Genomic DNA, 6,128 nt, shown 5'->3' with positions numbered 1-6,128 from the left:
TCTCTCTTTTAAATTCAATATGTTACAGAGTCAAGAAATTTGCAAATGTCCAATTTAACGACATTCTCGTAACTAATTGAAATGCCATATCTTATAGCGAACGACACCTCAACTTTGGAGAAGTCTGAATTGACAATTCACCATTCACCATTATTAAGGAAATTTAGGGAAGAAATTGTGAATGGTGAATGGTGAATGGTGAATAGTTACTCTATTATCTTATCTCCATATCACTCTTATCTCCTTATCCCCTTTCTTACAGCCTGAACGGTTACTAATTCCTCAACCTTTTCTAAAACATCCATAGCGGTGATTGCCTTAACACATTCTAATGATTCACATCCTTTTTGACAGGGATTGCAAGGTAACTTTTTATAAACATATTTTGTCCTGATTAAATGGTGATGCATTGAAGGACTGGTAGATAAAAATATAGTGACTACAGGGGCACCTGCCGCGGCGGCGATATGTAATGGTCCTGTATCTGTCCCAATAAATACCGTCGCTATTTCCCCTAACGCCGCTATTTGATTCAAATTTAGAACAGGCGAAACTAATGGCGTCCGGGACATCAATCTCTTTATCTGAAACGCAAACTCTTCCTGACCTAAATTTGGACTTAAGATTACTTTTGCCTTATATTTTTCAATTAAAACATCTGCTACCCGGGCATATCCCTCAACACTCCATCGCCTTGAAGGAGCACCGGCACCAGGATTAATGACAATGACTAATTCATCTTCTTTTATCTTAAATAACTGCTTGATATATTCTCTATCCTGATTTAACACTTCCATAACTAATTTCTTATCAATATGTTCTATATCAATCCCTAATAACCCCAATTTCTCAAGCCCTTCTTCAATACAATATGTAAGGTTTTTTTTAGGTATAAATCTTAAATTAAAGAATATCTTGTTCCAATCAGTTCCTTTACCAACCCTGTATTTAGCCCTTGATAGCCAGGCTAATACAGCAGAGCGAGTGCCATTATATAAATCAACTACTAAATCAAATCGTTGTTTCCTTATCTTCAAAACAAATTTAATCTGATTTATAATGTCTTTATGTTTGCGGTCAAAGACAATAATTTCATCAATGTATGGATTATTCCTGACTACATCTACACCAGTAGAATTCACGACGATACTTAAATGACTATGATTGAAATTTTGTTTAATCGCCTTAATTGTTGGAGTTGTAAATAATAAATCACCGATTAAATTAAAATCTATAACAAGTATTTTTTTAATTGACCTGGGTAGTTTTTTTCTCCATTGTTGATAATAAATTTCCTCTGTTTGAGTTACTAAAGAATCCTGTGTGAATTTCTCATTGACTAATTTTCTGCCATTATTTCCTATTATCTTAAGTTTCTCCCTGTTTTCTAATAAATCAAGCAAAACATTTGCCATAGATTGAGTATCTTTTGGTTGAACTAAATACCCTGTTTTATCGTTTTCTATAATTTCTGGAAGGACGCCAACCGTAGTAGCCACCACTGGTTTTCCAGCACCCATAAATTCGAGACAGGTTCGACTATTTGCCTCTGAACCAATAGATGTTATAACGCCAATGTCAATAACAGATAAAATCTCTGGCAGATTGCTCCATTTATCAATGATAATTACATCTTTTTCAATATTATGTTTTTTAGCCATATTCATCAAATCAGCTTTAGAAAACTCTGCCTCATAGCCAATGATTAAAAACTTCACTTTTAACCCTTCAATGTTATTTTTTAGTTTTGCGGCTGTTTCAAAAAAGTATGGATAACCTTTTACCGGGTCAAATCTGGCCGTAATTCCAATTATAAAATCCGTCTGGGCAATACCTAATTCTGCTCTGATTTTCTCTTTTGGAGTTTCAACCTTAAATTTATCCACATCAATCCCAAAATAGATAAGTTTATAGTGGTCTTCTTTGCCTCGAAGATGCTTGAGGCATTTTTTTAGCATAAATTTAGAGGTAACGATTACTTCATCTGCTAATGAATTGTGCAGGTATCTATTTATTGAATGCCCTTTGGGAGTCATAAATGTGCCTCGTGTTCGGATTAAGGCAATTGGTCGCCGGGCTAATTTAGCTGCTAAACAAGAAATAACAAAACCATAAGATTCATGCACATTTAACACATCAATCTCTTCTTCTTCTAAAATACAGATGAGTTTTCTTAAGTCAGTAATAAAATAGATAGGGTTGTTATGGTTTAAATGCAGATTAGTGATAACTGGCACACCTTCAGCCTCTGCTCTTTTAATCAAAAGACTTCCTGGTAAAGTAACTATGATTACCTTATGTCCTTTTGCCTTCAATCCTTTTGAAACATTCAAGGCGTAACTGCTAATGGCATGCCAATGTGGGCTATTGACGACCTGGAGGATATTTAATTTCTTTTCATTCACTGTAATTCTCCTGAAAATCGGGACTCGGGACTCGGGGTTCGGGACTCGGGAAGAAAGAAACTCTCAGCAATTCCCCCTTAATAAAGGGGGTAGGGGGTTGTCCTTCTCCCATTTTCATTGCCCTTTGTGAGCCCTGGCTTATGTCCGTTTCCCCTGAAAATCGGGATTCGGGACTCGGGATTCGGGAAGAAAGAAACTCTCAGCAATTCCCCCTTAATAAAGGGGGTTAGGGGGTTGTCCTTCTCCCATTTTCATTGCCCTTTGTGAGTCCTGGTTTATGTCCGTTTCCCCTTATTGTTCCAGTTACTTATTCTTAATTTCGTGAGGCACTGCTGGATATTTTACCAAAAGTTTTATCTAATGTCAATCAAATTTTGCCTTCTATTACTGAAGTTCAGGCTTTAGCCTTTTATTAATTTATGAAAAGTTAAAAAAACATTAAAAAATTACTTGACATACGATACTTTGTGGTATATAATAATCAACACTACAAGATAGGCTATTTTGTGGGTTTTCAGGTGTATGGTTGAAGGCTTTCAAGAAATTACCTTATTTTACCTGTTATAAGGTAAAATAGATAAAATATAAAAAAGGGAGGGGATTTTAAGATGGAATTGTCATCTAATGCAGGAAAAGTGCTGGAAAAGAGGTATTTAAAAAAGGATGAAGATGGTAAGCCGATTGAGACACCCGAGGAGATGTTTTGGCGTGTGGCGGAAAATGTAGCTTTGGCAGATAAAAATTATAATTCTAAAGCAAGTGTCCAAAAAAGAGCAACACAGTTTTATGAATTGATGACCAGGCTTGAATTCTTGCCTAATTCACCTACATTAATGAATGCCGGCAGAGACCTACAACAATTATCTGCTTGTTTTGTCTTACCAATTGAAGATTCAATGGATAGTATTTTTGATGCGGTGAAAAATACTGCTTTAATCCACAAGTCTGGCGGCGGCACAGGATTTAGCTTCTCAAGACTTAGACCAAAGGATAGCCCGGTTAAGACAACGAAAGGGGTTTCAAGTGGCCCTATTTCATTTATGACCGTCTTTGATGCCGCAACCGAAACCGTTAAACAGGGTGGAACTCGACGAGGAGCAAATATGGGCATATTACGAGTTGACCATCCGGACATACTGGATTTCATTAAGTGCAAAGAAAAAGAACACAGATTGAATAACTTTAATATCTCAGTTGCCTTAACGCGGGAATTTATGGAGGCATTAGAAAATAACAAAGAATATGATTTAATCGACCCACGAACTAAAAAAAGTGTAAAAAAACTGTTGGCAGATGAGGTATTTGACCTTATCGTTGAATATAGCCATAAAAACGGTGAGCCAGGAATTATCTTCTTAGATAAAATAAACGAACATAACCCCACACCTAAAGTCGGTGAGATAGAAAGCACTAACCCTTGCGGCGAACAACCGTTACTTCCTTATGAGTCCTGTAATTTAGGCTCTATTAACATGGCAAAAATGGTCAAGGAAGATACTATCGATTATGAGAAATTAAGCCGGGTCGTAGAATTATCGGTTAGATTTTTAGATAATGTTATTGATATGAATAATTACCCGCTTAAAATCATCGGAGAAAAGACAAAAGCAAATAGGAAAATAGGATTAGGGATAATGGGTTTTGCGGATATGCTTATTCAACTTGGGATTCCTTATAATTCTGAAAAAGGCATTCAGACCGCAGAAGAGGTAATGAAATTTATTCAGCAAAAAGCAAGGGAATCATCCGCACAACTGGCAAAAGAAAGGGGTGCATTCCCTAACTTTAAAAGTAGTATCTATGATGATGGGAAATGTGAAGGACTCCGCAATGCGACTACCACGACGATTGCTCCAACAGGCACAATTGGAATTATTGCTAATTGTTCAAGTGGGATTGAGCCATTATTTGGTGTTTGTTTCATCCGAAAGGTAATGGATAAAAATGAATTGATTGAGGTCAATGCTTATTTTGAGAAGATAGCTAAAAAAGAGGGGTTTTATAGTGAGGAACTGATGCGCAAAATTGCAGAAAAAGGCACCCTACACGGCATAAAAGAAGTTCCGGTAAAAATCCAGAAGATATTTTGCACGGCTCACGATATTTCTCCAGAATGGCATATCAGAATGCAATCCGCCTTCCAGAAATACACCGATAATGCAGTTTCAAAAACAGTTAATTTCCCCAATTCTGCCACTCGCGAGGATGTAAAAAAAGTCTATCTCTTAGCCTATAAAAACGGTTGTAAAGGAGTAACCATTTATCGTGATGGCAGTCGTGAAGAACAGGTGCTTTATCTTGGTTTGAAGAAAAAAGAGGAAAAAGAACTCCGAACACCAAGGCCAAGACCATCTGTAACTACAGGAACTACACAGAAAATAACGACTGGCTGTGGGAATTTATATGTAACGATAAATGAAGATGAAAAAGGCCCCTGTGAGGTCTTTTCCCAAATGGGTAAATCCGGTGGTTGTGCCGCCTCACAATCTGAGGCAACAAGCAGGTTAATTTCATTAGCCTTACGCTCTGGAATAGATACGGAGGTAATAATTAAACAATTAAAAGGGATTAGATGTCCTTCTCCTTCCTGGCAAAAAGGAGGAACGATTTTATCCTGTCCGGATGCCATTGGTAGAGCCATCGAAAAATATATGACTAATGGATTAGAGCCAAAATCATTAAAGAAAATGACAATGACGAAAGCCGCGGTGGGTATCTATCCTGAATGTCCGGAGTGTGGAGAGATACTTGAATTGGTAGAAGGTTGTGCGGTATGTAGAGTCTGTGGTTTTTCTAAGTGCTGGTAAGTTCAATAGGGACAGATGACTATTGAGAGTGTTGCAAATAGTTTTTAGTTATGGTGCGGGTTGGGGAGAGTTGGTGATAAAGGATGCCAAGGTGACAAAAAAAGAAATAATTTGCTTAGTTGACATCAAGAAGAGGAAGTGTTATATATTTGTAACCCCAAAAAATAATTAGCCTCGTAGAGGCAATCTGTTTGTAGGATGAATCAAATTAACCAAAAATTAGCTCCAGAGGAGCGACCTGAAAAATGGATTGAATGATTTAGGTCGCTCCTCTGGAGCTTTATGTGATGGGTGGGTTTTTTTTCTACAAACAGATTTGCTCCTCTTTAGCAAATTTAATAAGCAAAAGATGGCAGAAAATGAGGTAAAGCAATGCCTGGGACCATAGATATAGCCTTAAGTCCTACGCAACGCTCTCCTTGATCTTGAGAGCGTTGCAAATAGTTTTTAGTTATGGTGTGGGTTGGGGAGAGTTTTGGGTGATAAAAGATGCCAGAGTAATAAAAAAGAGATAATCTGCTCAGTTGACATCAAGAGGAAGATATGTTATATAGTTGTAACTTCAAAAAATAATTAGCCTCGTAGAGGCAACCTGTTTGTAGGAGGAATCAAATTAACCAAAAATTAGCTCCAGAGGAGCGACCTGAAAAATGGCAAATACCTATTCTCAAATTTATATTCAAATTGTATTTGCCGTAAAAGGCAGACAACATCTCATTCGCAAACAACATAGGGAAGAATTGCAGAAATACATCACAGGTATTATTCAAGCCCGTGAACAAAAAATGTATTGAATGATTTAGGTCGCTCCTATGGAGCTTTATGTTATAGGTGGGCATTTTTTTCTACAAACAGATTGCTCCTCTGGAGCAAATTTAATAAGCAAAAGATGGCAGAAAATGAAGTAAAGCAATGC

At 37.1% G+C, this 6,128-nt stretch carries 2 protein-coding genes and 1 pseudogene; 2 read left to right on the top strand and 1 reads right to left on the bottom strand.

Going from position 1 to position 6,128, the window contains the following annotated elements; translation table 11 throughout:
* Positions 1-236: 236 nt before the first annotated feature.
* Complete coding sequence (locus AB1414_13695; GenBank protein ID MEW6608474.1) at positions 237-2,405, bottom strand: glycosyltransferase; 2,169 nt, start codon at positions 2,403-2,405, stop codon at positions 237-239.
* Positions 2,406-3,013: 608 nt separating this feature from the next.
* Here AB1414_13695 and AB1414_13690 point away from each other — a divergent pair.
* Both AB1414_13690 and AB1414_13685 read left to right on the top strand, forming a co-directional pair.
* A complete protein-coding gene (locus tag AB1414_13690; GenBank protein ID MEW6608473.1) occupies positions 3,014-5,212 on the top strand; it encodes a vitamin B12-dependent ribonucleotide reductase in 2,199 nt (732 codons plus the stop codon).
* Positions 5,213-5,862: 650 nt separating this feature from the next.
* Positions 5,863-6,000, top strand: a pseudogene (locus tag AB1414_13685) (transposase).
* Positions 6,001-6,128 lie beyond the last annotated feature (128 nt).

The sequence above is a fragment of the bacterium genome, from assembly GCA_040755795.1.
In the GTDB taxonomy this organism is placed as follows: Bacteria; UBA9089; CG2-30-40-21; order CG2-30-40-21; family SBAY01; genus JBFLXS01.
This window is presented reverse-complemented; position numbering and strand designations above follow the sequence as displayed.